The organism is Methylorubrum populi (genome assembly GCF_002355515.1).
GTDB lineage: Bacteria > Pseudomonadota > Alphaproteobacteria > Rhizobiales > Beijerinckiaceae > Methylobacterium > Methylobacterium populi_A.
In genome coordinates, this window is sequence record NZ_AP014809.1 from 457,213 (window position 1) to 482,980 (window position 25,768).

A 25,768-nucleotide genomic window follows, 5' to 3' on the forward strand; every position below is an offset into this window, starting at 1 on the left:
CAGCGGTCCGATTGGCCCTGAAAGATCGGGGCTGTCCGGAAGCCGCTGATCCGTTTCGGAGTGGGCAAAATGGCGAAGTGGACATTCTGCGCGGTTCAGAGGAATGCCCCAGATGATCCGTGGCTGAACTTCAGAAGGTCCGGTTGCGCCGCGCCTGGGAATCGCAGGGGCAACGGAGGCCGCGCCACTTCGGATCCACGTGGTCGATCACCCGGGAGCGCACTGCGCCTCGTGCCGAGACATCAAGCGTTTGGCGGAAAAGGATTGTGACCCCGCTCTCCGGAACTAAGCAGTCGCTCCACGAAAGAGACTGGGAACGCCCTGCCGAGCCGTAGCTCCTGCAAGCTCCTCTCTCCGATCGCGCCCGCGTAAATCGCAAGCAGTTCGAGTTCAACTTCCTGGCCGACTGGCATGAGAGGCTCGCCGAGGGACGGCATACTTCCCGTCGAGCGACGATAGACAGGCGACCCGGACATACCGGGTACGCCCGGCGCGTCGAGCAGGATCCAGGGCCGTCCGCTCGCCAGCGATCCTGGTTCGGATGCGATCATCGCCCCTTTCCATATGGGCGAGTTCGCGTGCACGCCGAGCATGAAAGGATGACCGATGAGCACGACATCGGTGCCGGGCTGCAAGGGTGCGGACGAGTTTCTGGCGAAGGTCTGCGTGAGCGGCAGGGGAAACCGCGGGGCCTCAAACAGCCTGACGAGTGCTAGGTCGAGACCGCCTTCGCGGTCGCCCTCGATCCAAACCGGTCCCTCGATATCGTAAAGCGCCACCTCCATCTGCTGACGACCGGAGCCACGCGGGTCCTCAACGGTGAAGCGAAGCCAGCTCGGGCTTTGGGGCTTTCCGCCGATCAAAGCGCCCGGTTCGTCGGGTCTCCGGCCGGTCACGACGTGCCAGTTCGTCACCAGCCAACGTGTGGCCGCTGGCCCCGCGTAGAGGAACCCGGTAGCGAAGCCGAATGCCGTCGGCCCACTGGGCGTTTCCACGATACTTTCGACGAAGACGCTGCAACAGGATGCGGGCGATGGGCTCATAATGGCGTGTAGCGCTGCGTCGGCGAACCAGGAAGCCCAGGAGCGGATTTGATGAAGGTGCTCGCGGATCACGAGATCGAGGCTGCCATCGTGCGCGGCGAACTCATCCTCGACGCGCTGGCGGGCGGATGCAGGGGCGCCTGCTACGAGCTTCGAATGGGCAACGTCTACTACGACTTGACCGACGGGGGCAGGCGGTTGGAGGTTGACCCGGGTGGCGACGCGCTGATCGAGCCCGGGCATCGGGTCGTCTTGATTACGCACGAGAGGCTCTCGCTCGGCACGAACATCTTCGCGCGCATCGTCAGCAAGGGGGCCCTCTTCAGCATCGGACTGAGCGCCGTCGCCACCTACGCCGACCCGGGCTTTCACGGACGTCTGGGAATCGTGACGCAAAACATCAGCGATAAGTACATCCTGCTGCCGGCGTTCGAACCGATCGCAAAAGTGGACTTCACGGTGCTGGAAACCGCGGCCAGCCATCCCTACCGGGGCCAGCATGGCTACGAAACCCAGATCTGGCCTATCCGGCATCAGCTGCAGAAGACCAGGGAGCAACTACGTGGCGATCCTCGGCTGGGCCCCGTCGAGGCGCCCCCGCCTGCCGAGCAAATCGCGTCACCCACGTCACTCGGTGAGCTTGGGCGCCGCCAGATCGCGGCGGATCGCGCCCACGGCTTTCCCGTGGACGCACCTGATGACGAGATGCGACGAGCTCAGCTCGCCAATGACCTAGTCGGACTCATCGGTGAGGTTGGCGAATTTGCGAACCTCCTGAAGAAGGTTCATCTGGGCAGCACGCGACCGGGCTACGGGGCGCCGAGCCTCGTCGAGGCGACGCCAGAGCTGCGCCTCGAACTCGCGGACGCACAAATATACATGCTGCGGCTCGCTCATTTGCTGCGCGTCGACCTGACCGAGGCGGTGTTGGAGAAGATGCGGACGAACGATGAGCGGTACGGACATCTCGACCAACAGTAGAAGGACGTTCCTGCTCGGGCTCAACACCGGCTTCGTAACCGACGGGGTGCCGGACAGGCGGATGGTCGACTTCTACGGTGCCCGCAGCTCACCGCAGCTATCGTGCGCCATCGTCGGAAACGTTGTGATACCGTCCGGTCATGCGAGCAACGCGGTGACGCCGCGGATCTCCAACGATCCGATCTGGCGCACGCTGGCGGCCGCCGTCACTGTGCGCGGAACGAGCCCGGGCATCCAACTGGCGACGGCATGGGAGGACTATGCGGGAGCCATCAGCTTCCGACCCAAGAGCTGGAGCGAAACGATCGCGCGCAGTCGCGAGATCGCAGCGACGGTGACGAGTTCCCGCTTGCAGAAGCTCTTCAACGACCTGCGGGAGGGCACCGAGCTCGCGGCCGAGGCGGGGTTCCGGCACGTACAGCTTCACGCTGCGCACGGCTACCTGTTCAGTCTGCTGGTTGACGACAGGATCTACGATGGAGCCAGCGACAGCCTCGCCCTCGTTGCACGATGGGCCGAGGAGAGTCGCGCCGCCGGCCTAGAAACCTCACTTCGTATCTCGCTGCGCACCGGCGACACATTGTTCGACCAGGATGGCACTGAGCGCTTCCAGGACCGGGCAAGCGCGTCACCGGTCGAGCTGATTGACTTGTCCTCGGGGTTCTACAACATCGACAAGCGCCTGATCTATCCGAGCATCGCCGCGACGCTGGCGCAGCGGTGGTGCGAGAGCGCCGCAGTCGCCGCACGTCATCCGTCGCGGAACTTCATCCTCTCGGGACGGGCGTCGGCCTCAGTTATGACCTTGCCCGACAACGTTCACCTCGGCCTGTGTCGCGACCTCATCGCAAACCCGAACTTCCTTGACGATCCGGCAAGGGGGTGCGCGAACTCGGGCAAGTGCCACTATTATTCCCGCGGTGCTGCGCACGTGACATGCCCACAATGGGGCGACTGAACGCGATGGCCGCGCCACTCGGTCGCGTCCCTTGGAGTGGTGTCGCTCGACGGTAGCGAGGGAGGCCGCCTGCACGCATTCGACAGCGCTGTATCAGGTGGGCTCTCTCGCGGGGTGGTCATCGGCGGTTGCCGGGTAGGGTCGGGTTGCGAGTGCCAACCCCGAACCGAGAGACCCCCGATGACCGACGCGATGATGAGCCTGCGCGGCGTGCTGGAGAAGAGCGCCGACGCGGATCTGCTGCGGGAGATGATCGGCTTTGCGGCCGAGCGGTTGATGGAACTGGAGGTGGGCGGCCTGACGGGTGCCGCCCACGGCGAGAAGAGCGCCGAGCGTCTGGTCCAGCGCAACGGCTATCGCGACCGGGACTGGCAGACCCGCGCCGGGACGGTCGAACTGCGCATCCCCAAGCTGAGGAAGGGCTCATACTTCCCCGGCTTCCTTGAGCCGCGCCGGATGGCGGAGAAGGCGCTCACCGCGGTGATCCAGGAGGCCTACATCCAAGGCATCTCGACCCGCTCCGTGGACGACCTCGTCCAGGCGATGGGCGGCACCGGCGTGTCGAAGAGCCAGGTCAGCCGCCTGTGCCAGGAGATCGACGAGCGCGTGAACGCCTTCCTCGACCGTCCCATCGAGGGGGAGTGGCCCTACCTCTGGATCGACGCGACCTACGTGACGGTCAGAAGCGAGGGGCGCATCGTCTCGGTCGCCGTCATCGTGGCGGTGGGCGTGAACACCGACGCGCGGCGTGAGGTGCTCGGCATGGACATCGGCCCGTCCGAGGCAGAGACGTTCTGGACAGCGTTCCTGCGCAAGCTCGCCCGGCGCGGCCTGCGCGGGGTCAAGTTGGTGATCTCGGACGCCCACGAGGGCATCAAGGCCTCGGTGGCCAAAGTCATGAATGCGACCTGGCAGCGCTGCCGCGTCCACTTCATGAGGAACGTGCTCGCCCACGCCGGGCGCAGCGGGCGGCGCGTCGTGTCGGCCTTCATCGCCACCGCCTTCACCCAGGACGATGCGGAGGCGGCCAAGGCACAGTGGCGGCGGGTGGCCGACCAGATCCGGCCCAAGGTGCCCAAGCTCGCCGCCCCGCTGGACGCTGCCGAGCCCGACGTGCTGGCCTACATGAGCTTCCCGGTCGCCCATCGGGTCAAGCTACACTCCACGAACCCCCTGGAGCGCCTCAACGGCGAGATCAAGCGCCGCACCGAGGTGGTGGGCATCTTCCCCAACGAAGCCGCCATCACCCGCCTCGTCGGCGCGATCCTCCTCGAACAAAATGACGAGTGGGCCGTTCAGCGATCCCGCTACATCACCCTGGAAAGCATCGCCCCGATCGGCGATGATCCCCTCGTCAGCTTGCCGACCCTGGCAGCCTGATCGTCCCGGCCCAAGCCGGTGACCGTGGTGGCTTCGTCAAAGCTACACCACACCAGGGGACACGACCCGCCACTCCGCCAAGTGTCCGCTATGAGGTGGCGACTGAAGCCGATTGAACGACCGCAGCGGGCCAAAGCCGAATGTCGGCTTTCCGGCGGCAACTCAATGAAGGCTCAGCACCCTTCTCGGACGGTGGGGGGCTGGGTGCGGCGGCCCGCGCAGGCCGCCGCGGTAATGATCAGATGTCGGTCTGCTCCGACATTACGAGCGCATCGTCCGCCTCGATGCCGAGATAGCGCACCGTGCTTTCCAGTTTCGTATGGCCCAGCAGCAGCTGACAAGCTCGCAGGTTGCCGGTCCGCCGGTAGATCAGCGCCACCTTCGTCCGGCGCAGGCTATGCGTGCCGTAGCCCGCCGGGTCGAGCCCGATCAACGTGACCCACTCGTCGACCAGGCGGCCGTACTGGCGCGTCGTCAGGTGCTCGCCCGGGCGGCTGCGGCTCGGAAACAGCCAATCGCTGGCTCGAAGGCCCCGCAGCTTCAGCCACGCCGCCAGCGTCTCACGGGTGGTCTCGGTCAGCTCGAACGGCACGGGCCGTCCGGTCTTCTGCTGGACGATGGTGGTGCGCAGGCGGATGCCTGCCCTCATTGGCGGCGGCGAAGGCGCCGCGACCCTCGACACCTGGCACGAAGAGCCACCCCTTCGCCCGCACCGCCGCGAGCACACCCGTTAGGCTTCAATCGAGCGAGGCTCACTGCATCCAGCAGATAGTCTCGATGCCGGTCAGGTGTAGAATTTGTAAGAGGGATTTGGGTGCTGGTTGTCAGATAGTTCGGTCATGAGCATTCCGACCTTGCGGGCGAACGAAAGGGTGATAGGTGCCCGGGACATTCCGTCGGTCGAGTTCCAGTTCATCTTGGTCAAGGCGAGGATTTCGACCGCGCGCTGGCGCATGTCGGTTTCGCCGACTGCGCCGATCTGAATGGGCGCGGGGATGTGCGGTCCGGGATACTCGTTCCACCACTCGACATAGCCGCTGGTGAATAGAAAGTGGTCATCGCCGACCGTGCACAGCGTGCCGCGAGCAGGCTCCTGCGTCCCCTTCTTAACGAGACGAAAAGACGTGCTGCGGATCCAGATCAGGTCGCAAGCAGGCACCTTTTTCGACGCCGCGCGCTGGAAGCCTTCTTCCTCCTCGGGTGCGTAGGCGGAGCTCTTGTGGATGACGACCCGACTCGGCAGCACGCCGGCGCGCGCCTCGTAGGCGCTGAGCACGTCCTCTAGAAGCCCCTCAGCCTGCTCTTGCGTAAGATAAGGTTGCTTGTTGCGCCGCTGATCTTTCGGGATCGTTGCTCCCTTGAGCGCGAAGGGTTCGACTTCTGTCGAGAACGCCTGCGCGACACTCGCGTAGACGAGATTGTCAGCGCCGCGCTTCATGTGGTGAAACGAGACACCGACGAAGCAGATGTTCGGCGGCAGGTCTGCCGGGCGCCACGGCAACCCACCGGCCTTGTAGTAGAGTGTGGTGGCGATGTTCCAAGCCCTGGTTGCGAAGCTCTGACCCTTGTCGTCGGGCCGATCGATGCTGTCACGCCGGAGGACCTGCAGGGGCACCGGACCTACATGCGTCATCTGCCGCGCCTTGAGCGCTCGGTAGAAGGTCCGAAACAGCAGGTCGTCGGCGCGCGTGCGCAGGTCCTCGGCGGCTTCGAGCTCCTCGGGCGTCGGCGCGAACAGCGCCAGCTGATCGGCCTCTTCCTCCTGGCGCAGAACTTCCAATGCGCGTCGTTCCCTCGCGGTTAGCCCAGGATTGCTGATCCGAAGATCGGCGACGTCAGGCGCGAGGCAGACGATGATGCAGTCGGGCTGCACGTCTCCGAACAAGCCGGAAATCTTGCTGTCGAAAAGGTCGAGCAGCTCGTCGAAGCCTTCCTTATCGCCGCGTTGCCGGGCGAGTTCGTACCGCGCTTGGTCGACTGGACGCAGGAACCTGGGTTCGATGATGAAACGGCAGCCCAGCACTCGTTCGGCGCCCAGCCAGTCGCGGTAGCGACGCGAATTACCCTCCTTTGCCGGGAGGTAACCGTTCAGCCGCTCCAGCCAAGCGCTCGCAGCCGTGACATCGGCCTCAGCGCCGACGATGCCGAGGCGGATTTCAGCGACACGCTTGTTATCGACGGGCCCCGCATCCGACAGCAAACGCCGCGGCTCGATGCCGGTCTTGCCGTCGCCAAAGGCGAGCTTGGGCTCAGGCAGCCTTTGTATGCGAACGCTGATCGGCTGCACCGCCGGCCTCCTCGATAACTTCTACACTAACAAACGAGCCGCCGAGAATCAGATCCTCGACATGCTGCTGCCCAAGGTTGATCGTCTGCGCGCCCTGACTCAGGAACCTGCCCCAGAAGGTCAGATCGTTGTCGACGTTCTGATTTCGGTCGAGCTTCATGCGCCGGGTCGCCTTCGCTGTCCGGGCGAAGGAGGGCAGCGGCTTTTTCGCGTCGCGTCCGGTGAACATGTAGAAGGGCTTGATCCTGACGCCCCAAACCCCAGCCATCTGGATCACCTCGAAACCGAACCCCTCGTTCTCGAACCACGCCTTGTAGCCGTCCGGTCCGCGTTGTTTCACGACCCATCGTTGGATGTTCTTGCGGGCGGGAGAGTCGTAGACGTAGCAGCGGGCGCCGCCAGCGTTGCCCTCGAAGTAGGCGCGACGCCCTCGCTTCTTGCCTTCCTCGATGACCAGCCCGCGCAAACCGAACCCGCGCAGATGACGCTCGAAGTGCTTTCGCAACAGCCAGGACAGCACCCGCCGACGATCGGGATCCGCTTCGATCTCGCTTCGTCGCCAGGCTCGGCCGGCACCCTGATGAGCGTATGAACCGAACACGGCGTGAAGGATCGGGAGAGGTGCGAAGCTCCAGATGTACTCGTCGCCCTGGACGATGAACGTGCCGGCCTCATTGATCGGCAGCTCCGTCGGCCGCGCTCGCCAGGGTCCGGTCAGCTTCACGACCGCGACAGTGTCGGGGATGCTGACGAAGGGGATGAAGTTCAGGACGTAGACTTCAGTCGGGCGTTCATCCCGTGCCACGGACTTTGATCCGGCCGACGCAATGGGCTGCTTGATCAACGCTGTGAAGCGCGCGCCCGGCGCGTCGTTTGTGAACTCGGCGCCGCCGCCATGGTCGGCCAGCATTTGCTCGACATCGACGAGACCCGTGCCCGCACGCTCCATCGCTCGGATGCCGAAGAAGATGTCGCAGAGCGCGCGATTTCGCAGGCCGCTGACCTCGACGCGAGGCTTGAAGCGGCCGCCGTTATCGACTTCGAGCTGGGCGATGACCGAATCCGGCAGCCCCCCGGGGTTCGAGAAGCGCACGCTCTCGCCGGACGATACCGCGATGATGGCGGGATCGCTCCGGCTGTAGTCGCGGTGCACGAGCATGTTGACGAGCAATTCGACGAGCGCCCGTTCAGGGTAGGCTGGCCGTTCGTCGTGCGTCGTGCGCTTCTTGACCTTGAGGGTTGGGTTCGCGTCCCTCTGGCCTAGCCATTCAATCAGGTCGCGATGCTGCGCGATAAGATTGCCCTCGAAGACGCGACGCTTCTTTCCGCCAATGGATGTCGAAATCACGGCATGCGGAAACCAGCGTTGGGGCTCCCGGCCGAACAGAAGCACGCAGCCCGCAGTCGGCACTTCGCGGCCATCGCACTGAACGAGGAGACCCTGTTCTTTCAGCAGGCCGGGTAGCGTGTCGTGCATAACCGGGGGCCGCCCGAGCTTCTCGCAATATTCCTTCAGCGTTGCGATCATCAAGTCATGGTCGAGGTCCGCCACGGTGGCGTCCGGGACGACCTGGTCGTCGAACGCGGAAGTGGCTGCGCCGTCGCCCTTTGCCGTCGCGTGAAGATAGCGATCCTCGGCTTTGAGACCTCGCGCGAGTTGATCCATCAGTTCGTCGAAGCCCTCGATCTCGTAGGGCTCGAAGTTGCTGCCGATCCGCCTCTTGAGCGCCTCGACGTTGGGGTGAAGGGTCTCGCCTTTACGGATACACCAGTAAACGCCGTTCTTGAAGTTGTTGGTTTGCGCGCCCCCGTCGCCGAGGAAGTGCTCCATGATTGATGGTTCGGAGCCTCGGTATCCGATCACCACCAGTGGGCTATCCGCGACTAGCGGGAGGAGCTTGCTTACCAGCTCAGCATCGAGTTTCTGGACCTCGTCGACGAGGTTCTGATCGGAGTACTGCTCGGCACGCCCGTGTAGCCACACAATCTGAGCTTTGGCCTAGAGGCTGAACTCGTTGAGGTCGCCGGCTCGCCGGTTCACTTCTGCGATGTGCCCGATGTGCTGCCGAACCGCTCCGAGTGCGGTCGGCAAGCAGGTGTCGAAGTTTGTAGTCAAGACGGTCGAGACAAGCCCTTTGACGATGAGCTCCGCTAAGCGATGATAGCCCTTGCCGATGCCGTTTGTAGGCTGGATCAAGTCGAGCAAGAGCTGTTTGCGATATTCGGCTGGTTTCAGCAGGTTTTGGACAACGAGGGGAAAGTTCTCGGCCAGCCGGTCATCGCCTTTGAGGAACCACGGCTGTCCGTGCAACCAGGTCTGCCATTCGGTAAGCCGGACCTGCTCCGGTGGGACGGAACCGCCGAGAATCTGTTCGGCGTACACCCTCTTCGCCAGCCGCTTCACGCTCTCGGCAGCGGTGGGCACGCCGGAGCCGAAGCTCGCGCCAGCCCCCAGAAGCAGCACGGGGCGTGCGCTGTTGGTCGCGCGAAAGATGCGCGTCAACGTACGGATGGCATCTTGCTGCGACATCAGCCCTCCAGAGTCCCGAGCGGATAGCGGAGTGTGTCGACGTTCGCCAGAACAATACAAGAACTAACTTCGCTTTTCCAGTGATAAGAATAAAGCCCGCGGAGCGGTTGTCGCGACCGGCGCATTCGCTGCACCAGCGGGAGTCCGCTCTGACCGGCGCCTCCCGATCGGTGCGTGCCGTATGGCTTTTCAACAGATTCTTTCGTTGACGGTGAACGGGAGGCCCTAAAGCGGACGCGGTGAATGTCGGCTACGGGTCGATAGTGTTGAAAAAGGCGTCGTTGCTGCTGGCTTGAAGTAGTGATTCACTCCTTCCGAGCGGAGGGTGACGCGAATGATGGGCGATCGGGTCACGGTTCAGGACGCGTTGTTCTACGAGTTCAGCCTCGAACGGCATGTTCCGGCGAAGCACCTTCTTCGAGTGATTGATCGCTTCGTCGATTTGTCTGGCATCCGGCAGCATCTTGCCCCGCACTACAGCTCAATCGGCCGCCCTTCGATCGATCCCGAACTTCTGATCCGCATGCTGATCGTCGGCTACTGCTTCGGCATCCGCTCCGAGCGCCGGCTGTGCGAGGAGGTGCATCTCAACCTCGCCTATCGCTGGTTCTGCCGCCTCGGCCTCGAAGGCGACGTGCCCGATCATTCCACCTTCTCCAAGACCCGCCACGGCCGTTTCCGCGACGCCGACCTCCTGCGAGAGCTCTTCGAGACGGTCGTGCGGCGCTGCATGGCAGAAGGGTTGGTGGGCGGCGAGGGCTTCGCTGTCGATGCCAGCCTGATCGTGGCCGACGCCCAGCGCCAGCGGGGCGTGAAGTCGGGCGAGGATCTCGATCCGACGGCGCGGCGGGCGGTGGCCGAATATCTTGCGACGCTCGACGACGCTGCTTTCGGCGCGGCGACGCCGGTGGAACCGAAGTTCGTTTCGCCGGTCGATCCGGCGGCCCGCTGGACCGCCTCCTGGGGAGGGCCGGCCGTCTTCGCCTACTGCACCAACTACTTGGTCGACGTCGAGAATGCGATCATCGTCGACGTAGAGCCCTCGACCGCGGTGAGGCAGGCGGAGGTCGGGGCGGCCAAGACGATGATCGCGCGCGTCCATGACGATCTCGGCCTCTGGCCCGAGCGGCTGATCGCCGACACCGGCTACGGATCGGCCGAGATGCTGGACTGGCTCGTGCACGAACGCGGGATCGAGCCGCACATCCCGGTCTTCGACAAATCCCAGCGCAAGGACGGGACCTTCTCACGCGCGGACTTCGCCTATGACCATGGCAGCGACAGCTACACCTGTCCGGACGGCAGGCAGCTCAAGCTCTACCGCCGCCGTTTTGCCGCCCCGCGCGATGGGATTAATCAGGACAACACGCTGCGCTATCGGGCCAGCCAAGCCGACTGCCGAGCCTGCGCCCTGAAGGCGCAGTGCTGTCCGAACGCGCTGGCTCGCAAGGTAACGCGTTCGCTCTTCGAAGGCGCACGCGATATGGCGCGGGCGATTGCCGAAACCGACGCCTACCGAACGTCGCGAAGGCAGCGAAAGAAGGTCGAGATGCTATTTGCGCATCTCAAGCGGATCCTGAAGCTCGACCGGTTGCGACTACGAGGGCCCAATGGTGCCCGCGACGAGTTCCACTTGGCAGCCACGGCGCAGAACTTGAGGAAGATGGCCAAGCTCTACGCCGCCAAGCAGCCGATCCCAGCCAGCTGAGAGCCGAGCGAGCACCGCGTCACCTCAAACGAAGGCTCAACGGCCAGCCAAGGGCGCTGCTCCAACCGCTTTTTTCAACACTATCCACCGAGGCCGTGTGGAAACGCAGATCCCTCGGGATTGGGGCGAGCGCACCGCGTTGCGCCGGAGATCGAGCTGCTGGCCTCAGGTTCGGATGGCCGCCAGCAGCGGGCGGACCCCGAAGATCTGGATCATCCGCTTCATGTTGTAGGCCAGAACTTGCAGGCTCATCTCGGTCCTGACCTTCGCCAAGGTCCGGGTCAGGAAGTGAGTGGCGCCCATCCAGGCCTTCAGCGTACCGAACGGGTGCTCCACGGTCTGGCGACGGATCTTCATCGCGTCCGGCATCCGGTCGAGCCGCTCCTGCATCGCATCAAGCACGCCCTCGTGCACCCAGCGTTTGACACGCCGCGTCTCCGCTGGCGTGCAGCGGGGCTTGAGAGCGCAATCGAGACAGGCCGTCAGGTTGCGGTAGTGATCTATCTCGTCGCCATCGGCCCGACGATCGGACCGGGTAACGCCCTTGGTCAGGTGCTGGCCGGCGGGACAGGTGTAACGGTCATGGCTGGCGTCGTAGACGAAGTCCTGTCCCGTGAAGAGGCCGCGCTTGGCGTGGCCCGAGGTCAGGGTCTTGGGCACGCATGGCAGCACGCCGGTGCCCTCGCAGGCCAGAACCTGTTCCCCGCTGAGGTAGCCCCGGTCGGCCAGCACCGTGAGCGTGGCACACCCCGTCGCCTCCTGAGCCAGGAGCCCCATCGGCGCGAGTTGCGCCCGGTCGCTGCCGACGTTGGTCACGGCGTGGGCCACGATCAGATGGTGCTCGGCATCCACCGCGGCCTGGACGTTGTAGCCGACCATGCCCGTACCCTTGCCGCTGGTCGCCATGGAGCGCGCGTCGGGGTCGGTCAGCGAGACTTGGCCGTCGGGTGCAGCCTCGACCTGCTGCCCTCTCGCCTGGAGGACCTGCATCTGCGCGCGCAGGCCCGCAATCTTCTCCTTGAGCCGTGTCGTGCGCGCCTCGGCGATGTCGCTCGGCTCGCGGTCGGCCCGATCCAGCGCAGCAAGATAACGGCCGATGCTCGTCTCGACCTGCGCCAAGCGCGCCTCGACCTTCGCGGCGGTGAAGTTCTTGTCGCGGTTGTTGACCGCCTTGAACTTGCTGCCGTCGATGGCGACGACGGCCTTGCTGAACAGGTTCAGCCGGCGGCACAACACCACGAACTGCGCGCAGGCGGCCTGGATGGCAGGGCCGTTGTCCTTGCGGAAGTCGGCCAGCGTCTTGAAGTCGGGCATCAGCCGGCCGGTGAGCCAGATCAGTTCGACGTTGCGTTGGCTCTCGCGTTCGAGACGCCGGCTCGACGGGACGCGGTTGAGATAGCCGTAGAGGTAGATCTTGAGCAGCGTCGCTGGATGGTAGGCCGGACGACCCGTGGCCTCCGGTACCGCGCCCGCGAAGCCGAGCCGGCCCAGATCGAGCTCATCGACGAACACTTCGACGAGGCGAACCGGGTTGTCGGCGGTGATGTAGTCGTCCAGACAGTCGGGAAGGAGTGTGATCTGCTGACGATCCTCGCCTGCAATGAAGCGCTTCATCCCGACCTCCCAAGATCGGAAATTACTCTACCAGATCAGCGCGTTTTCACACAGCCTGCACCCATCTCGGACATTCGATCAGTCGAAGCGTATCGCTCGAAGCAGTGCAGAAATGGTCAGGACTGCCCACGTCGTTGGCTATCTCTATACCCCCCCCGGCGAGGAGGGGAGAATGGGGGCTGTCGCGGTACGGGGCCCTGTTCCGGAGCCTGGGCGGGCGGCGCATCTTCTACGCGTCCGGCGAGGTCGTGTCGCTCTCGGACAAGGTCAGCTTCACGGTCAAGCGTGGCATGGGCGAGGACGAGCTGCGCCAGCTCTTCGCGGCCGCCGCCACCGGCCGGTAGCTGGTGGGTGGGGATCGCATGCGCAGGGTTTTCCTCTTCCTCGTGTGGCTCGCCGTCGTCGGACCGGCGGTGGCCGATCCTCGCGACGACCTCGTCGCCGCCTTCGGCCGTGGCGACCGCGAGACCGCCTTGCGCACGGCGCGGCCCTTGGCCGAACGAGACGATGTCCTCGCCCAGTATCTGCTCGGCAAGCTCCTGCGGGAGGATGCTGGGACACGCCAGGAGGCGGCCGTCTGGCTGCGGAAGGCCGCTGAGAAAGGCCATGTCGCCGCACAAGGAGAGCTCGGCTACCTCCTGGCCTTCGACCTGCGCAAGCTGGCGGAAGGCCGCACCTGGATCGAGCGCGCTGTGCAGGCCAACAATCCGCCTTCGTTCAGGGATCTCGGCTGGATCCAGGAAAACGAGGGGCGGGGCGAGGCCGGGCTGAAGGACGCCGCCGAATCCTATCGGCGCGGCGCGGAACTGAACGACCGCAACGCGAAGCTGCTCTACGCCAACGCGCTTCTTCACGGGCGAGGCGTCGGCAGGGATCCCGCCGCGGCGGCGGCGCTGTACTGCACGGTCGGGACCGTCCCGGGCGACCTGCAATGCGCCAAGCTTCTGCTCAAGGGCTCCGTACCGGGGCGAGGGCCGGCCGAGGGGATCGCCCTCCTGCGGCGCCTGTCCGAACGGGGCAGCGCCGACGCGCGAGTGGTCCTCGCCGAGTATCTCCTCGACGCGCCGCCCGGCACCCGCGACATCGAAGAGGCGGTGAGGCTCCTGCACCTCGCGGCCGACCAGGGCCACGCCGATGCCCTGTTCGATCTCGGTTGGCTGGCGAGCCGGGGAATCGGCGGCCCGAAAGACCTGCGCGCGGCCTTCGACTGGTACGGCAAGGCCGCGGCAGCCGGACAGATCTACGCCTATGGGCGCATGGGCATGCTCGCCGCCGCCGGCCTCGACGGCAAGCCCGACCCTGCCGAGGCATTGCGGCTCTTCCGGCTCGGGGCAGAGCACGATGACCCGGCGGCGCAGGAACGCCTCGCGATCCGCCTCTGGGACGATGCGCCGCCGACCCGGGACCGGGCCGCCGCCGCGGCGCTGTTCTGCCGGCTCGACAGCGCGGTCGCGGCCTATGGCTGCGCGCGGGCGATCACCGAGGGAGAGGCCGTGGAGAAGGACAGGACCGTCGCGGTGCGCCTTTTCCGCAAGGCCGCCGCCGCAGGGCACGTGGCGGCCCAGGCCGAACTCGGGCACCGCCTTCTCTCCGGAATCGATGTCGACAAGGACGTTGCCGAGGGCGTGCGGCTGACCAAGCTCGCGGCCGAACGCGGCTCGGCCATCGCATACTTCAACATGGGCGCCATCCGTTCTTCCGGCCTCGACGGACCTCCGGACTTCAGCGAGGCTCTGCGATGGTACGGGCAGGCAGCGGCGGCGGGGATCGTCGAAGCGCATGCGCGGGTCGGCCGGCTTCAAAAGTACGGTCCAGCCGAGTTGCGCAACCTGCCGGCCGCCTATGCCGCCTTCAAGACGGGCGCGGACCTGGGAAGCGCCGACGCGCTTGTCCAGCAGGGCGTGTCGTTGCGCGATGGGACCGGCGTCGCACGGGACGAGGCAGCGGCCGCAGAGCTTCTCTGTCGGAACACGACGGCGTTCGGCCGCCAGAACTGCGCGCGGCTCGCCATCGCCGGCAAGGCGCGCGGCCGCGACAAGGCCGCCGGCTTCGCGATGCTCGACGCTCTCGTGAAGGAGGGCGACGCAGGGGCGATGACCGCGATGGCCTATTACACGCTCAACGGCATCGGGACCCGGAAGGACGTTCCCGAAGCGAAGCGTTACGTCGAGCTGGCCGTGGCACAAGGCGATGCCGCCGCGATGTTCACCAAGGGCGCGATGATCGAGCGCGGCCTCGGTTACAAGCGGGATTTCGCCGAGGCGGTGCGCTGGTACGAACGCGCCGCCGAGCAGGACCGGCCCGAGGCCCTCCTGACGCTCGGTCGGATCTACGAAAAGGGTCGGTTCGGGAAGGCCGACGCCAATCTCGCGCTCGGGTTCTATCGCCGGGCGGCGGAGAAGGGGAACGCCGAGGCCGAGGCGGCGGCGAGGCGCCTTTCGCGGCGCCCCGGCGAATCGACGGTTCTCGATTTCCGGCCGCCACCTTAGCCGACCGAAGTCTCGAACTGCGATGCTGCCCCCATCGCCGGCCGAGATTGAAAAGGGCTGAGGGTCCGCGAAGTCCCGTCGTCCATTGATGAGGGACTACCCATTCAGGGAAATCGTCTGGATACGAGTGTGAAGATGAACTAGGCTGCTTCATAGGTTCGACGGAATTATTGTCGTTCTGGGCCGGGTGGCATGGCCGGACACCTCATCGCGACGACGGGCAAGGCATTGCCGGGGGACGAGGCGCCGGCGACCCTGCGGCGCGAGCAGGTCGACGCCGTCTTCCGCGTGGTGGTCCCCGGTGTTGCCGGGGCTGCCCTCGCTGCGGTGATCCTCGCCACGATTCTCGTGAAGCTCGGCGCGGCCGATCCTCGGACGGCGACGGGCTGGACGGCCTCCGTCGTGGCCTGTGCCGTCGCTCACACGTGTCTTGCCCGCGCCTATCGGCGGCCCGGCCTCCCGAGCAGGGACGCCTCCCGATGGCCCCGCGTCTTCACGCTGATCGCCGGGCTGGAAGGCATCGCCTGGGGATTCGCCGCCGTGGGCCTGACGCCGGGCGCGCCTTTCGACGTGCGGTTTCTCGCCATCGCCGTGACGATCGGGGTGACGGCCGGCGCGATCCCGGCCTTCGGGCCTCACCTGCCGGCTTTCCTGGCGCTGTTCCTGCCCGCGACGCTGCCTTACGTGGCGGCCAACCTCTTCGCCTCCACCCTCGTCGAGCGGGCGAGCGCGCTCCTGATGCTGGTCTACGCCGCGGTGATGGGCGGCCTCGGACTTCGCAGCCACCGCGCCTTCGCCGCGATGGTCGGCCTGCGGCTGCGCACCGAGGCGCTGGCCGAGGCCCTGCGGCGGGAGCGGGATGCGGCCGAGGCCGCCAACCGTGCAAAATCGAGCTTCCTCGCCGCGGCGAGCCACGACCTGCGCCAGCCGGTGCATGCGCTCGGCCTGTTCGCGGGCGCCCTGCGCCGCCTGGACCTGCCCGACGAGGCGCGCCTCCTCGTGGAGCGGATCGAAGCCTCGGCAGGGGCCATGGACGGGCTGTTCAACGCGATCCTCGATATCTCGCGGCTCGATGCCGGCGTGGTCGAGGTCGAGCCGCGCGCGTTCCGGATCGGCCTCGCTCTTGACCGCATCTGCCGCGACCTCGGCCCCGAAGCGGAGGCCAAGGGCCTCCGGCTGCGATGCCGCCCCTCCGGCGCGATCGCATGGACGGATCCGATCCTGCTCGAGCGCGTGCTGCGCAACCTGGTCTCGAACGCGGTGCGCTACACGGATCGCGGCGGCGTCCTCGTCGCCTGCCGCCTCCGCGGTGGCCGCCTCGCGGTCCAGGTCTGGGATACGGGACCCGGCATCGCGCCCGACGACCGCGAGCGCATCTTCCAGGAATACGTGCAGATCGGGAATGCCGAGCGGGACCGCGCCAGGGGGCTCGGCCTGGGGCTCGCAATCGTCCTGCGGACCTGCGCCGTCCTCGGTGCGCCGCTCGCGTTGCGTTCACGAGTCGGGCGCGGCTCGTGCTTCGAGGTCGTGGTCGCCATGGCCGAGGAGGCGGCGCCGGCCGAGGAGCCGGCCGAGGCGGTGCCGGGCGCGACCGCACGGGCGCTCGTGGTGGTCATCGACGACGAGGCGCCGATCCGCGAGGCGATGGAGCGCCTGCTTGCCGGCTGGGGCCACGCGGTGATCGCGGCGGCCTCGGGCGAGGAGGCGGTGGGGCGGCTGGCCTCCCATCCGGAACGGCCGGACCTGATCGTCTCCGACTACCGGCTGCGGGACGGCGAGACGGGCCTCGACGCGATTGAGCGCCTGCGCTCCGAATACAACGAGACGATCCCGGCGCTGCTCGTGACCGGCGATACCGCGCCGGACCGGCTGATCGAGGCCAGAGCGAGCGGGCTCGTGCTGCTGCACAAGCCGGTGCCGAACGGAAAGCTGCGCGCCGCGATGCGCAACCTGATGGCCGGCGCCCTCGATTCCGGAGGCGGATGAGGCGGCCTCAGATCAGGCCCGCCGCTCGGGCGGCCACCGCGGCCTGGGTCCGGTTGATGGCGCCGAGCAGCTTGAAGATCGCCGTGACGTGCGCCTTCACCGTCTTCTCCGAGAGATCGAGTTCGTAGGCGATGATCTTGTTGGGCTGGCCGGCGCTCAGGCGGCGCAGCACCTCTACCTGACGGGCGGTGAGCGCCGGGGCGGCGGTGTCCGTCCGGCGCGCCGGAACCGGCATCGGCGCCGTCGATCGGGTCGCCTCCCCGATGATCAGGGGCGGTACGTACACGTCCCCGTCCATCACCAGGCGGATCGCGGCGAGCAGGGTGTTGTGGCTCGCCGATTTCGGGACGTAGCCGAGGGCTCCGTTGCCGAGGGCGCGGCGCGCGTCCCCCGCATCCTCGGACGAGGACAGGACGATCACCGGCACTTCCGGCCGCACCCGGCCGAACTCGCCGATCGCGGTGAGCCCATCCATTCCGGGCAGGACCATGTCGAGGATCACGACGTCGAGGTCGTCGTGCGCTTGCGCGAGAGGCAGGGCGTCTGCCACGGTTCCGGCTTCGAGGATCGCGACATCGGGTCCCGCCCGCCGGAGCAGGGCGGCGATCCCCTCGCGCAGCACCGGATGATCGTCGACGATCAGGAACTTCATCGCAGGAGTATCGCCGGGTTCCGCGTCGCCCGAAAGGGTCCGGACGTCCCGCGACCAAGGTCCTACCGGACTCGACTCGCCGTCGACCATCGGTCAGCTTACGCGAAGCTTCCGCTCTCTCCATGCTCGTCGCCATGACGGATTCTTCAGCGAACACCGGGCTAGGTGACGCCGCGGGACGGGTGCGGAGCGGCGTGCGTCCCTGGCCGACCGTCCCCGGGATCTGGCGGGTGCGGCTTACGGCGCTCGCAATCGCCGCGGCCGCGATCCTCGCCATGACCGTGATGACGATGCCCGATTCGCCGACGGCCGCCCTGCTGCTCGACCGGCAGCGCTACAGCGTCTTTCCCTATCCCTTCACCATCCAGAACCTGATCTACCTCGCGCTCGCCTGGGCGATGGGCGAGCTCTACCGGCGCTGGCGGGCGGCCCGGCGCGAGCGGGCCTTCCTCCGGGCCGGGTTGCTGCCCGAGGATCCGAACTCCATGCTCGAACTGCACGAGCTCGGACCGATCCGGCGGCGCGTCGCCGACCTGCACGATGCCGAGAGCGGCTTCCTGCCCGCCCTGATGGACCTGACGATCCTCCAGCTCCAGGCGAGCCGCTCGGTCGATCAGGCGATCAACGTGTTGACGAATGCGCTGAGCCTGATGAGCGATCAGGTCGACCTGCGCTACCAGATGCTGCGCTACATGGCGTGGCTGATCCCGACGATCGGCTTCCTCGGGACGGTCATCGGCCTGTCCCTCGCTCTCCACCTCATCGATCCCGCCAACATGGATCTCGGCAAGGTGGTGGGGGGCCTCTCGGTGTCGTTCTACACCACCCTCGTCGCCCTGATCGCCAGCGCCGTGCTCGCCTTCGTGCAGCATGCCGTCCAGGAGCAGGAGGAACTCGCCCTCAACGCGGCCGGACAATATTGCCTCAAGAACCTGATCAACCGCGTCTATATCGACCACGAGAGCCGGGTGGAGCGGTGAGCGCCGGCCGGACGAGGCCGCCGCGATGAGACGGCGGAGGCGGCAGGCGGAGACCAGCGAGGTCGCGCTGATGGCCGTGATGACGAAGGCGATGGGCGCCTTCCTCATCCTGATGGTGTTCGGGATGAAGTACTACATCCCCGACTTCACCTCCGAGCAGATCGCCGCCATCGTTCGCTCCTCCCTCGGCGGCGTGCGCACGCAGCTCGAAGCGTCCGGCCGCAAGCTCAAGTCCGGCGACTATACCCGGGAAGACCTCGACCGCCTCCAGGAGCAGATCGATGCGGCGGTGGCCAAGCTCGCGCAGGCCGAGCGGGACGTCTCGCGGCTCCAGACCCGGCTCGACCAAGCGGCCTCGCAGCTCCGCCGCGTGGAGGAAGAGCGCGGTCGCCTCCGGACCGAAGCCGAGGCGGCGCGCACCGAGATCGCGCGGCTGAAGGCGGCGCTGGCGGAGGCGGAGGCGCGGGCACGGCGGTTCGAGACCGAGGCGGAGACGCTGCGGGCCGAGGTCGCGCGGATGAAGGCGGAGGACACCGCCGCGCTCAAGTCCCGGATCGAGGCGCTCGCCCGCGAGAACGCGGACCTCGCGGCGCGCCGGACGGCGGTCGTGCAATTGCGATACACCTGTGCCGACGCCGTGATCGTCGTCGGCGTCTCGCATCAGGAGACGCGCGAGCCGGGCAAGGCCGAACCCGTGATCCCCGGAGACGGCTCGCCCGGCTACGGACCGATCGTGCGCGGCCCGGACACGATGCGGCCCCAGGAGAGCCTGGACTTCAGTCCGCTGCGCGGCTCGCGCGAGGTGGCCTCGACCTGGATGGGACGCGCCCTTCACGCCGGCGATGCCCTGGCGGTCTACGCCAAGTACCTGAATGCGGTGCCGATGGACGGGAGCCAGGGGCCAAGCGGCGCGTCGATCTCCTGCGAGGTGACGAGCTTCCTGTCCTCCGGCGGCATTGCGGTGGGAGCTCCGCCCATCCGGGTCGGCCCGCAGCGGCCCTTCGCCTTCATCGGGCTCGTGCGCCTGGTGGGCGAACGGCTCCAGGCCGTGCGTCTCGACGAAGCGCAGACGCGCTGGTTCGCGGAACGTCTGTCCGCGGCACCGTGCAAGGCGCCGGTCTGCGACCCGTCGAGCGCCGCCGCCCGCGGGGCGCTGCGCGGCTATCTCGCCGACCTCTATGGCAGCCGTCTCGCCGAAACACCCATCGGCTCCCCCGGCGACGGCGCCGGCCCTGTCGTCGATGAGCTGCTTGACCGCTACGTCGCTGGCTCCCTCGATCAGCCGACTGTCACGCGCTGGATCGATCTCGTCGCGGCCGATCCCAAGCAGGCCGCCGGCGCTCCGTCGGGCCCATCCGATGCTCTCGCGGGTGAGATGCGGCCACGCCTCTCGGCGGCCGGCGTGCCTCAAGCCGTGGCCGATGCATTCTTGCGGCGTGCGTCCTTCGGCTGGTGGAGTCCGGCGGAGCGCGAGGCGCGCCTGCGCCGTGCCGGCATCGCGCCGCTGCCGGGCGAGTTAGAGGCGCAGGCCGCCGCCACGCGCGCGCTTCCCGGCCACGTCGCGCTCATCAAGCCGATGGTCGAGGAGGGCGCGATGACCGCCGCCCAGGGCCTCGAATGGCTGGCGCTCGTCACCCGCGCCCGCGAAGCCGGCCGCCCGCGGGAGGGCGCTGCCGGACCGCCAGTTCCCAACCCGCCGCCGCAGGTCCAGCGCCTCGCCGAGGGCCTCGGCGCCAAGGGCTTTCCCGAGCCGTTCATCCTGATCGTCCACGGCCTCGCCGATGCCGGTTCGCTCAAGGCCGCCGACGCCCTCGACCTCCTGGCGCGCACGAAAGGACGCGAACGCCGATGAGCCGGCGCATGGTCCGCTGTCTCGACGGCCATCCCTACGACGCCAACGCGCATGATTCCTGCCCGGTCTGCGGGGCGGCGCCGATGCGCGTTGCGGGAGCGGGCGCGGCGTCGCGACCCGACGCCTCAGGCGAGGGCCGAAGCGAACCCGACCCGGCGCCGCCTCCGCCCTGGCGACGCCGGGCGGCGTTCGCCGTCCTCGGCCTCGGCCTCGTCGTCGGCGGCGGGCTCGCCATCGACCGGCTGCGGCCGGTGGATTGCGCACGCCCCGACATGGCCGAGAGCGGTCGGTGCGCGGCCGAGACCCGGCAGCGCCGGGAGGCCGAGACCCGGGCACGCGAGGTGGCCGAGGAGGCGCGGCGGAAAGACGCCGCCGCCCGGCGCGAGACGGAGGCCCGCCAGGCGGATGCCTCGGCCCGTCAGGCCCGCGCCGAGGCGGATCGCGCGGTGGCTGCTTTCGCCGCCGCCGCCGGCTCGGCCGCCCGCGTGCGGGCCGCCTACGCCCCGCTCGATCCGGCCGATGTCGAACCGCTGCTCGACACGCTTTCGCCGCTGCCATTCGCGGAGGGACAGCTGCGCCTCTCGCGGGCCCTGCGCCATGGCCTCGTCCTGACCCGCGCTCTGCGGGCCTTCCGGGCCGGCCAGACGCCGGTGGCCCGCACGCTCCTCACGGGGCTGTCCAAGGCGGTGCCGCCCGAACCGGACCGGCCAGTGGCCTACGGGGCCTATGCCCTCGGCTTTATCCTCGCGACGACGGGCGGCGACCCCGCCGATATGGCGGCGGCGGCCTTCCACCTGCGGGTCGCTTCGGAACTCGGCCTCGCCGGCGCGGTGATCGAGCTGCTGCGCCGTCCGAACCTCGTCACGGCGGCCAGGATCGACGATCCCGGCGCCGCGCGCCTGCTCGACACCGCCGCGATCCAGAACGGCCAGTCGGCCGCTTTGGAGGACCTCTACAAGCGGCGCGGCCTCAATCCGTTGCCGGCCGTCCTGCTGGCCAAGGCTTTTCGCGACGCATTGACGGCGGGAGACCGCCCGGCCCTGATCGCCGCCTATCGGGCGATCGGTGAACGGCGCGCGCCTCTCATCGACGCCGACATGGCCTACGCGATCGCCAGCACGCCGGGCTTCGACGGACCCTACGAGCGGATCCTCGCGATGGCCGACGGCGGAGCCGCGGCGATGCAGCCGCGCTCCTACGCGGTGATCGGCTGGCTCTGCGAGACGGGCGGCGCCGGCCTGCCGAAGGACATCCCGAACGCCGCGCTCTGGACCGCGCTCGCGCTCGTCGGCACGAAGCCGGAGGAGCCCTCCTTCCCGGATTTGCGCAAGCGCTATGCCGGTCTCAAGGATGCGCTGCCTCCCGGCCAGCGGACTCTCGTGGAGCAGGTCGCCAAGGAAATCGGGCTGCCGTGAAGGCGCTCCGCAAGCTGGACGTTTCGGAGCCTCTCCCGGCATGGTGAGGCCGGCCCGGCGGAGCATCGCGGCATGGCATCGATCCCGAATCTCTACCTCAAATGGCGCGCCTTCCGGGAACTGGTCGGGATGCCCCGTTCCGATGCCGAGATCGGCGTCGCGCTGTTCGGCGAAGACAAGGACGGGCCGCAGAAATTCTCGAAGCTGCTCTATGGGGACTACGGATGCTCGCCCGAGATCGGCGAGGCGCTGGCGGCCGTCCTCAACCGGCGGATCGAGACGGTGCGGCAGTCCCGCGGGTTGCCGAGGCTCAACCGGGACCCGTTCCGGGGTTCGGACCTCGACGCGTCGCTGCATGTGTTCCTGCGCCATCTCGCGGCGGCCGCGGCGGTCGCGGACGAAGAGGCGCTGGACCGGACGCAGCAGGCGCTGCTCGGGGAACTTGCTCCTGGGTTCGGCATCGACGGGACGATCCGCCTCGTCGTCGAGCGGTTCTTCGTGGACCGGACCTTCGCGCCGTTCCTACGCTCGGGGGGCGACGGCCCGGTGGTGTTCCAGGTCGGCAGACACAAGGGGCAACTGGCCGTCCTCGGCGTGACGGCGACGCCGGCCCTCGCCTACACCTTCGTCGTGCGCGACCCGCGGCCGACCGGGCATCGGAGCTGGGAACTCAACTGGAACGAGACGCTGTTCTGGCTGCCGTCTCCCTCCCGCCCCCGGATCGTCGATGGCGCCCTGCTGCTGATGCCGCCGTCGCCGCTCAGCCCGGAGCCGGGCCGCTTCCTCGTGACGACGGTGCTGGTCTGGGAGGAGGCGAGCCGGGCCCACCTCGATCCGCGGGGAGCGTCCGCCGCCGCGGCCGATCTGGACGAGGCCGAGACGAGCCGCTTCCTGACCAACCTGCGCCGCCTTCAGAGACGGCGCCCCGCCACCGTCACCGTGTCGAGCGCCGAGTACAGCGTCATCCTGTAGGACGCCTGTGATCCCCGCTTACGCCCCGTCCTGCGGCAGGCCGGGTCCGCCCCTGCTCCGCCTGAAGGCGAGATGGACCGGAAGGCGCACGCCGAGCGTCGTGTCGCCGACCGTCTGCCCCTCCCAGACGGCGACCTGCTCCGTCCGTGTTCCCACCGCCCTGTACGCGACGATCGAGAAGCCGTGCCCTTCCCAGGCGGCGTCGCGGATGAGCCGGACGTCCACGATGTCGTCCCAGTCGATGGTGAAGTCATTGCCCCGGGGCCATCGGCAGGCGATGCCCTGGTCGCCGAACCGTGTCACACGGACGCCCGAGCGCAGGTCCGGCCGCGCCAGGAGGCGGGTCAGCCGCGCCTTCTTCCGAAGTGCCCCGAATCCGACGAGGGCGCCGACCAGCGGCGCGGAAGCGGGCAGGCAGATCACGAGGCGCGGCAGATCGCGAGCGGCCGCCAGCACGCCGCCGAGCTTCGACAGGATCGGGGCATCGGATCGAGCCAGGGCGGCATAGGCTCCGCCCAGGAAGGGCAGGACCAGATCGGTGACGGCCCAGACCAGCGCCGTCAGGAGGAGCCAGAGACCGAGCAGCGCCCCCACGAGACTGGCCGCCATGCCGAGCCGCAAAAGCCAGAGTCGCGGGGGAGGCCACAGGCTCTCGCCGCCGACCGCCTCGTCTCCGGGCTCCGGCGCGGAGGAACGTGGCGATTCGGCTTTCGGCCGCGTCCCGACACGGAATGTCCGGTCCGGCTCGGGGCCGATGTCTTCACCGGTCGGTCTCGCCGTCATCGTTCCCTCCGCCGTCATTCTCTCCCCCATGAGCACAGCACCTCGTGCACCCGGCATTCCTCCGCCCCCTTGCTGCGGCAATAGGCGAGCGCGTTGTCCCGCGCCGCGAGGTTCGCGGCCCGCCGGTTCGGGCCATTGCCGTAGAAGACGCCGTGACCCCGCCGGCCGCGGCCGTCCGCGTAGGCGAGGCAGCCGTCCACGACCGTCGCCGGACCGTCGCAGGTCCGCCCGGCGAGGCGGATGCACTCCGACATGGCCCGCTGCCGTGCCTCGACCGCGTCGGGGAAGTTCCAGGCGAAGCCGGCCTTGCCCGTCTCGAAGTCGACCGCCATCGCGGCGAAGGAGCCGCCTTGTCGGGAGCGGGCCGCGGGACGGCCGCCGCCGCCCTGCCAGCGCCACGCGTTGGAATAGCAGGTCGATTCGCAGTCGCTCCGCCGGGATTCGCAGATCGGTTGCGCCGCCGGATCGTTCGAGAAGCAGGCCCGGTTGCAGGAATAGCGACAGGCGTCGAGGCTGCCGGCGCTCAGGTCCTGCGCCCCGGCGGACGCTGTCGCGAGGCAGAGCAGCAGGGCCGCCGCCGGACGAAGGGCTTCAGGACGCAAGGCGGTTGCTCCCCAGGCCGGCGAGGTTCGATTGCGCCGCCGCCTTCGGCCATGCGACCGCCGGCAGCATCACGCCCATGCGCCGGCCGCCGCGGAGGATGGAGGCGGCGTGGTCTCCGGGCTCGGCCCGTCCCACCGCCGACACCAGATCCTCCGCCGTACCGATCGGATGTCCGGCGAAGGCGACGACAATATCCCCGACCCGGAGCATGCGGGAGGCCGGCGTTCCCTCGGCGAAGCCCACGACCAGCGCTCCGGCGGTTCCCGAGTCCGGCGTGGCGGCCCAACTCCCGCCGAGGTCGCTGACGAGCAGGCCCGCATAGCCGCTGCGGCGATCGCCCCCGGGCACGCCGGGCGGCAGCGGACGGTCCGGCCAGACCGCCCGGCGGGCGGGCTCCAGCGCGGCATAGGCCGCTTCCCCCACCTCGGCCGGCATCAGCGCCACGGCAGCGGCATATCGCTCCTGTGCGTCGCTGGTGAGGGTGGAGGTCGCGAAGTCCTCCGTGCGGCGCCGGTCGGCTTCCCCGCGCGCGGCTTCGGCCAGGATCCAGGCCGGCGCCTCCGGCCGCCGGGCCGAGACCGCGGGAAAACGCGGCGTCAGTGCCAGATCGCCGAGACCGGGCCGGCCGAGGCGCGTGGTGCGCAGCGACGTCTCGATCAGCGCGTCGCGGGCGAGAGGGCCGACGAGGTCCGCCACCCAGGCCGGCGGATCGCTCGCCTCACCGGCGGGGAGGCTCCGCACGATCGCGGCCAGGGTCGACTGAACGAGGCATGATGCGGCATCCGGATCGGGCAGCGAGAGTGCCCGTTCCCGCAGCATCGTCTCCTGCGCCTCGCCGAGGGGCTCGCCTCGCTTGGCCGGCGCGCACAGGACGAAGGTCGCGGGTCCGGCGCCGCGGGCATCGAAGCCGAACCCGTCCCGCGCACGGGCGAGGGCGTCGGGGCGGCCCGCGTGCAAGTCGCCCGCGAGCCCCGGCGGCCGCTCGGCCGCGAGAAATAGCCGGGCGAGAGCCGACCTCCGCACCTCGGCCGGGACCGCGCCGGACGGCAGGACCACCGCGACGATATCGGCCTCCGTCGCGCCGCGACTGCCGGCGAGTCCCGCCCAGGCGGCGGCACGGCGGAGGTCGCCGGCCTCGAACCAATGCTCGGCGAGCGCCGCGGCGGCACCCATGTCGCCGAGGGAAGCGGCCTTCTCCAACAGGCCGACGCGGTCCGGTGCCGGTCCGGCGAGACCCTGGGCGCGCAGAAGTGCGGCCACCGCCTCCCGGCTCCAGCCCGCGCCCGCGGACGTGGCGAGCAGGGCGGGAGGCAGATCCGCGGGGTCGGGAGGGCCGAGCGCCCAGCCGGCGAAATCCGCAGGGATCGCGGCGCGCCGCAGACGGCGCAGGGTATCGAGAACCGGCGCGATGCGGTCGAGACGGACCTGCGCATCGTCTCGGGCGGAGGGAGGGGCGGCCGAGGCGGGCAGGCATGGCGCGAGGCAGGAGAGAGCGACGACGACGCCCCGGATCATGCTGCGCATGGATACCTCCT

20 protein-coding genes are annotated in these 25,768 nt (G+C 68.3%); 10 read left to right on the forward strand and 10 right to left on the reverse strand.

All coding sequences use genetic code 11. The features are described from left to right. Window positions 1-242: 242 nt before the first annotated feature. On the reverse strand, window positions 243-1,115 hold the full coding sequence (locus MPPM_RS27755; RefSeq protein WP_157914084.1) for a S1 family peptidase: 873 nt from the start codon (window positions 1,113-1,115) through the stop codon (window positions 243-245). Between MPPM_RS27755 and MPPM_RS27760 the strand changes: the two genes are divergently transcribed. The 3 genes from MPPM_RS27760 (at window position 1,095) to MPPM_RS02085 (ending at window position 4,362) form a co-directional block, all read left to right on the forward strand. Beyond that, entirely contained in the window at window positions 1,095-2,024 is a 930-nt protein-coding gene (locus tag MPPM_RS27760; protein WP_157914086.1) for a dCTP deaminase domain-containing protein, read from the forward strand. The two genes, MPPM_RS27755 and MPPM_RS27760, sit on opposite strands and share 21 nt — an antisense overlap. Then, entirely contained in the window at window positions 1,993-2,982 is a 990-nt protein-coding gene (locus MPPM_RS02080) for an oxidoreductase (RefSeq protein WP_096483469.1), read from the forward strand. The genes MPPM_RS27760 and MPPM_RS02080 overlap by 32 nt, the downstream gene beginning before the upstream one ends. Window positions 2,983-3,162: 180 nt before the next feature. After that, window positions 3,163-4,362 carry an IS256 family transposase gene (locus tag MPPM_RS02085; protein ID WP_096483471.1) on the forward strand — a complete coding sequence of 400 codons (1,200 nt, stop codon included), beginning with the start codon at window positions 3,163-3,165 and terminating at the stop codon, window positions 4,360-4,362. Between the two features lie 238 nt (window positions 4,363-4,600). On the opposite strand, the gene MPPM_RS02090 is transcribed toward MPPM_RS02085, so the two are convergent. The 4 genes from MPPM_RS02090 to MPPM_RS02105 all read right to left on the reverse strand — a co-directional run bounded on the left by MPPM_RS02090 (window position 4,601) and on the right by MPPM_RS02105 (window position 9,179). Next, entirely contained in the window at window positions 4,601-5,044 is a 444-nt protein-coding gene (locus MPPM_RS02090) for a tyrosine-type recombinase/integrase (protein ID WP_373325046.1), read from the reverse strand. Window positions 5,045-5,146: 102 nt separating this feature from the next. Beyond that, complete coding sequence (locus MPPM_RS02095) at window positions 5,147-6,649, reverse strand: argonaute/piwi family protein (protein ID WP_096483473.1); 1,503 nt, start codon at window positions 6,647-6,649, stop codon at window positions 5,147-5,149. Then, complete coding sequence (locus MPPM_RS02100) at window positions 6,612-8,516, reverse strand: putative DNA binding domain-containing protein (RefSeq protein WP_162296248.1); 1,905 nt, start codon at window positions 8,514-8,516, stop codon at window positions 6,612-6,614. Before MPPM_RS02100 ends, MPPM_RS02095 begins: the two co-directional genes overlap by 38 nt. 132 nt (window positions 8,517-8,648) lie before the next feature. Further along, on the reverse strand, window positions 8,649-9,179 hold the full coding sequence (locus tag MPPM_RS02105) for an SIR2 family protein (protein ID WP_096483477.1): 531 nt from the start codon (window positions 9,177-9,179) through the stop codon (window positions 8,649-8,651). 334 nt (window positions 9,180-9,513) lie between these two features. Between MPPM_RS02105 and MPPM_RS02110 the strand changes: the two genes are divergently transcribed. Continuing rightward, window positions 9,514-10,887, forward strand: coding sequence for an IS1182 family transposase (locus MPPM_RS02110; protein WP_096483479.1), 1,374 nt, complete (start codon window positions 9,514-9,516; stop codon window positions 10,885-10,887). 165 nt (window positions 10,888-11,052) lie between these two features. On the opposite strand, the gene MPPM_RS02115 is transcribed toward MPPM_RS02110, so the two are convergent. Then, window positions 11,053-12,501 carry an IS1182 family transposase gene (locus tag MPPM_RS02115; RefSeq protein ID WP_096483481.1) on the reverse strand — a complete coding sequence of 483 codons (1,449 nt, stop codon included), beginning with the start codon at window positions 12,499-12,501 and terminating at the stop codon, window positions 11,053-11,055. A 362-nt stretch (window positions 12,502-12,863) separates the two neighbouring features. Between MPPM_RS02115 and MPPM_RS02125 the strand changes: the two genes are divergently transcribed. Continuing rightward, on the forward strand, window positions 12,864-14,990 hold the full coding sequence (locus MPPM_RS02125; RefSeq protein WP_096483486.1) for a tetratricopeptide repeat protein: 2,127 nt from the start codon (window positions 12,864-12,866) through the stop codon (window positions 14,988-14,990). Between the two features lie 192 nt (window positions 14,991-15,182). Continuing rightward, a complete protein-coding gene (locus MPPM_RS02130; protein ID WP_096483489.1) occupies window positions 15,183-16,976 on the forward strand; it encodes an ATP-binding response regulator in 1,794 nt (597 codons plus the stop codon). A 7-nt stretch (window positions 16,977-16,983) separates the two neighbouring features. Here MPPM_RS02130 and MPPM_RS02135 read toward each other — a convergent pair whose 3' ends face one another. Beyond that, window positions 16,984-17,628, reverse strand: coding sequence for a response regulator transcription factor (locus tag MPPM_RS02135; protein ID WP_096483491.1), 645 nt, complete (start codon window positions 17,626-17,628; stop codon window positions 16,984-16,986). 194 nt (window positions 17,629-17,822) lie between these two features. On the opposite strand from MPPM_RS02135, the gene MPPM_RS02140 reads away from it, so the two are divergent. The 4 genes from MPPM_RS02140 (at window position 17,823) to MPPM_RS02155 (ending at window position 22,847) form a co-directional block, all read left to right on the forward strand. Then, entirely contained in the window at window positions 17,823-18,608 is a 786-nt protein-coding gene (locus MPPM_RS02140) for a MotA/TolQ/ExbB proton channel family protein (protein WP_157914087.1), read from the forward strand. Between the two features lie 25 nt (window positions 18,609-18,633). Then, window positions 18,634-20,460 carry a hypothetical protein gene (locus MPPM_RS02145; RefSeq protein ID WP_096483495.1) on the forward strand — a complete coding sequence of 609 codons (1,827 nt, stop codon included), beginning with the start codon at window positions 18,634-18,636 and terminating at the stop codon, window positions 20,458-20,460. Next, window positions 20,457-21,875 carry a hypothetical protein gene (locus tag MPPM_RS02150; protein WP_162296249.1) on the forward strand — a complete coding sequence of 473 codons (1,419 nt, stop codon included), beginning with the start codon at window positions 20,457-20,459 and terminating at the stop codon, window positions 21,873-21,875. Before MPPM_RS02145 ends, MPPM_RS02150 begins: the two co-directional genes overlap by 4 nt. A 72-nt stretch (window positions 21,876-21,947) precedes the next feature. Further along, complete coding sequence (locus MPPM_RS02155) at window positions 21,948-22,847, forward strand: hypothetical protein (RefSeq protein WP_096483499.1); 900 nt, start codon at window positions 21,948-21,950, stop codon at window positions 22,845-22,847. Window positions 22,848-22,865: 18 nt separating this feature from the next. Here MPPM_RS02155 and MPPM_RS02160 read toward each other — a convergent pair whose 3' ends face one another. The 3 genes from MPPM_RS02160 to MPPM_RS02170 all read right to left on the reverse strand — a co-directional run bounded on the left by MPPM_RS02160 (window position 22,866) and on the right by MPPM_RS02170 (window position 25,757). Then, window positions 22,866-23,456: a hypothetical protein gene (locus tag MPPM_RS02160; RefSeq protein ID WP_162296250.1), complete on the reverse strand. Its 591-nt coding sequence runs from the start codon at window positions 23,454-23,456 to the stop codon at window positions 22,866-22,868. A gap of 188 nt (window positions 23,457-23,644) precedes the next feature. After that, entirely contained in the window at window positions 23,645-24,232 is a 588-nt protein-coding gene (locus tag MPPM_RS02165; protein ID WP_096483503.1) for a DUF4189 domain-containing protein, read from the reverse strand. Then, window positions 24,222-25,757 carry a PDZ domain-containing protein gene (locus tag MPPM_RS02170; RefSeq protein WP_096483505.1) on the reverse strand — a complete coding sequence of 512 codons (1,536 nt, stop codon included), beginning with the start codon at window positions 25,755-25,757 and terminating at the stop codon, window positions 24,222-24,224. The genes MPPM_RS02165 and MPPM_RS02170 overlap by 11 nt, the downstream gene beginning before the upstream one ends. Window positions 25,758-25,768 lie beyond the last annotated feature (11 nt).

Excerpts from the sequence above, each read along its gene's own strand:
- MPPM_RS02115 (WP_096483481.1), bottom strand. The coding sequence starts at position 12,501 with ATGAAGCGCTTCATTGCAGGCGAGGATCGTCAGCAGATCACACTCCTT.
- MPPM_RS02080 (WP_096483469.1), top strand. The coding sequence starts at position 1,993 with ATGAGCGGTACGGACATCTCGACCAACAGTAGAAGGACGTTCCTGCTC.
- MPPM_RS02145 (WP_096483495.1), top strand. The coding sequence starts at position 18,634 with ATGAGACGGCGGAGGCGGCAGGCGGAGACCAGCGAGGTCGCGCTGATG.
- MPPM_RS02135 (WP_096483491.1), bottom strand. The coding sequence starts at position 17,628 with ATGAAGTTCCTGATCGTCGACGATCATCCGGTGCTGCGCGAGGGGATC.
- MPPM_RS02125 (WP_096483486.1), top strand. The coding sequence starts at position 12,864 with ATGCGCAGGGTTTTCCTCTTCCTCGTGTGGCTCGCCGTCGTCGGACCG.
- MPPM_RS02150 (WP_162296249.1), top strand. The coding sequence starts at position 20,457 with ATGAGCCGGCGCATGGTCCGCTGTCTCGACGGCCATCCCTACGACGCC.
- MPPM_RS02085 (WP_096483471.1), top strand. The coding sequence starts at position 3,163 with ATGACCGACGCGATGATGAGCCTGCGCGGCGTGCTGGAGAAGAGCGCC.
- MPPM_RS02155 (WP_096483499.1), top strand. The coding sequence starts at position 21,948 with ATGGCATCGATCCCGAATCTCTACCTCAAATGGCGCGCCTTCCGGGAA.
- MPPM_RS02110 (WP_096483479.1), top strand. The coding sequence starts at position 9,514 with ATGATGGGCGATCGGGTCACGGTTCAGGACGCGTTGTTCTACGAGTTC.
- MPPM_RS27760 (WP_157914086.1), top strand. The coding sequence starts at position 1,095 with ATGAAGGTGCTCGCGGATCACGAGATCGAGGCTGCCATCGTGCGCGGC.
- MPPM_RS02160 (WP_162296250.1), bottom strand. The coding sequence starts at position 23,456 with ATGGCGGCCAGTCTCGTGGGGGCGCTGCTCGGTCTCTGGCTCCTCCTG.
- MPPM_RS02170 (WP_096483505.1), bottom strand. The coding sequence starts at position 25,757 with ATGCGCAGCATGATCCGGGGCGTCGTCGTCGCTCTCTCCTGCCTCGCG.
- MPPM_RS02105 (WP_096483477.1), bottom strand. The coding sequence starts at position 9,179 with ATGTCGCAGCAAGATGCCATCCGTACGTTGACGCGCATCTTTCGCGCG.
- MPPM_RS02130 (WP_096483489.1), top strand. The coding sequence starts at position 15,183 with ATGGCCGGACACCTCATCGCGACGACGGGCAAGGCATTGCCGGGGGAC.